Source organism: Streptomyces sp. NPDC051286 (genome assembly GCF_044455345.1).
Classification (GTDB): Bacteria; Actinomycetota; Actinomycetes; order Streptomycetales; family Streptomycetaceae; genus Streptomyces.
The window spans coordinates 1-2714 of the sequence record NZ_JBITER010000135.1 but is presented as its reverse complement, the minus strand read 5'-3'; the positions used below and the strand labels follow the sequence as shown (position 1 = coordinate 2714).

Below are 2714 nucleotides of genomic sequence, written 5' to 3'. Positions count from 1 at the left end.
CCCGTTACCTCGGCGCCCAGTTCGACACGTACCCCGTACTCCGCGAGCCGGGCCCGCAGGATCTCCTCCAGCCGCCACTGGGCGATGAGCCACGACCGGTCGTACGGGGCGTCCGGCGTCGGCCTCGACTCCTCGAAGGGGTCGGCGTCGGCGATCGGCAGTCCGCCCCGGTACTTGCGCATCGGCAGCGGCGCCGAGCCCGCTGCCAGGACCTCCTCGACCACGCCAAGATCCTCAAGTACCTCGAGGGAGCGGGGATTGGGGCCCTTCGCCCGTGAACTGCGCGGGAAATCACGGGACTTGTCGACAATCCGTACCGCAATGTCACGCCGGGCGAGATCGCAAGCCAGGGTCAGTCCGGTCGGTCCGGCTCCCACGATCAGTACGTCGGTCATGCCTGCTCCTCGGGTACGGTTCCACCGCCCCCAGGTAAACATAACCAAGTTAAAAAAGCAACTAGGTAAAGATTAATACGTATCGGCGGCCTCGCGGGCGTCGTAGTCGGCGCGCGCGGCCGCGATCTCACCCTGGTGCTTCTCGGTCCAGGTGACGAGTGCCCGGATCGTGGTGTGCAGCGTGCCACCGAGCGGCGTCAGCTCGTACTCCACGCGGGGCGGCACCACGGCATGGACCGTCCGCTCGACCAGGCCGTCGCGTTCCAGCTGGCGCAGCGTGACGGTCAGCATCCGCTGGCTGATGCCGTCGATCTCGCGGCGCAACTGGGTGAAGCGGAGCTTGCGGCGGTCGAGCAGGGCGATGACGAGCAGTGACCACTTGTCGGCGACCCGGTCCAGGATCTGCCGTACCTCGCAGCCCTCGCGGGTGTCCCACTGGAACGGGTCGGGGTCGCCGACGAGGGCCGCGTCGTCAACGGTGCCTTTGAGGTGACTCGGTGACTTCGAAGTGCCTTCTTCCATGGCCGTTGATGCTGGCGCACGATGCCAGTGGTTACAAGAGGGAACCGACCCGCTTCCGAGTAACTCCCCATGTTCGCCCCATCAAGGAGACACCTGTGTCCACCATGCCCGCACGCGCCCGGGCCCTGCTCCTCGTCCTCTGCGGCACGATCTTCCTGGAGGGCATCGACGTCGCCATGCTCGCCGTCGCGGTCCCCTCGATCAGATCCGATCTCTCCCTGTCGACCAGCACCGCCGCCTGGGTGATGAGTGCCTACGTCCTCGGCTACGCCGGGTTCACCCTGCTCGGCGGACGCGCCGCCGACCTGTTCGGCAGACGCCGGATGTTCCTCGTCTGGCTCTCCGTCTTCCTGGTCTTCTCCGGACTCGGAGGCTTCGCCGACCGGGGCTGGATGCTGATCGTCGCCCGCTTCGTCACCGGGGTGGCCGCCGCGTTCATGACGCCCGCCGCCATGGCGCTCATCACCACCTCGTACGAGGAGGGGCCGCAGCGCAACAAGGCGCTGCTGGTCTTCGCGGGTACCGCGGCGGGCGGCTTCTCGCTCGGTCTCGTCATCGGCGGGCTGCTCACCCAGTTCGGCTGGCGGTGGGTGTTCTTCGCGCCCGTTCTGCTGGCCGGCGGCATCCTGATCGCCGCGTTCCGCACCGTCCCCGCCGAGGCGCGCCCGGTCCGCGCCGGCGGCTTCGACCTGCCGGGTGCCGCCGTGGCCGCCGGAGCAATGCTGCTGCTCGCCTACGGGATCGTGCGCCTGGAACACGGGACGACGGACTGGGCGTGGACCGCCGGGGTCTTCGCCGCGGGACTTCTCCTGATCGCGGTCTTCGTCCTGATCGAACGCAGCTCGCCCGCCCCGCTGGTCCGGCTCTCCCTGCTGCGCAGAGCCTCGACGGTTCGGGCCGATCTCGGCGCCCTGCTCTTCGTGGGGTCCTTCTTCGGGTTCCAGTTCGTGGTGACGCTGTACCTCCAGGAGCTGCGCGGCTGGTCCTCCCTGCAGACCGCCCTCGCCCTGGTGGTGATGGGCGCCGACGCGGTCATCGCGCCGACGCTCACCCCGCGGCTGGTGAACCGTTACGGCAACGCGCGCGTCATCCTCGGCGGATTCGTTGTCGCCATCGTCTCGTACGGACTCTTCCTGCGGGTCGGGCCGGACTGGTCGTACGCGGCGATGTTCCCGACGCTGCTCCTCACCGGCACCGCCTTCGCCCTGGCCTACGGTCCGCTGACGATCGCGGCGACCGACGGCGTACCGGACAGTGAGCAGGGGCTGGCCGGCGGCCTGCTCCACACCTCGACCCAGTTCGGCTCGGCGGTCGGCATCTCCGCGGTGACGGCCGTGTACGGGCTCGCGTCGGCAGGCGCGGACGGCACGCCCGGAGCCACCCTGGAGGCCTTCCGCGCGGCTCTCGTCGTGCCGGTGGCGATGGTGACGCTGGGCGCGCTGGTCACTGCTCTCGGGCTGCGTACGAGGAGGAGTCCGTGCCGTCCGCGGGAGGCGTCCGCTCCGGTGCCGTCGGATTCGGCGCCGTTCCCGCAGCCGTCGCCGCAAGCCGCGCCGCCTGCGCCCTCGTCCGCCGCGCCGTCCGGAACGCGTCCCACGTCAGCAGCGTGAGCGCCAGCCACACCAGCGTGAACCCGGCCCACCGCTCAAGGGGCATCGCCTCGTGGAAGTAGAGGATGCCGAGGATGAACTGGAAGACCGGTGCCAGGTACTGGAGCAGGCCCAGCGTCGAGAGGGGGACGCGGATCGCCGCCGCACCGAAGAGGACCAGCGGCGTGGCCGTCACGACACCCGTCGC

2 protein-coding genes and 2 pseudogenes are annotated in these 2714 nt (G+C 69.7%); 1 reads left to right on the top strand and 3 read right to left on the bottom strand.

Features of this window, described 5'->3' with window-relative positions; genetic code table 11:
* Together ACIBB8_RS37750 and ACIBB8_RS37745 are read right to left on the bottom strand one after the other, a co-directional pair.
* A partial coding sequence (locus ACIBB8_RS37750) for an FAD-dependent oxidoreductase (protein WP_398959921.1) occupies positions 1-395 on the bottom strand: 395 nt, incomplete at its 3' end.
* A gap of 72 nt (positions 396-467) precedes the next feature.
* Entirely contained in the window at positions 468-917 is a 450-nt protein-coding gene (locus ACIBB8_RS37745) for a winged helix-turn-helix transcriptional regulator (protein WP_398959919.1), read from the bottom strand.
* A 104-nt stretch (positions 918-1021) separates the two neighbouring features.
* Between ACIBB8_RS37745 and ACIBB8_RS37740 the strand changes: the two are divergent.
* Positions 1022-2380 (top strand): annotated as a pseudogene (locus ACIBB8_RS37740) (MFS transporter); the annotation flags it as partial.
* On the opposite strand, the pseudogene ACIBB8_RS37735 reads toward ACIBB8_RS37740, so the two are convergent.
* A pseudogene (locus tag ACIBB8_RS37735) lies at positions 2361-2714 on the bottom strand (EamA family transporter RarD); the annotation flags it as partial. The pseudogenes ACIBB8_RS37740 and ACIBB8_RS37735 sit on opposite strands and share 20 nt — an antisense overlap.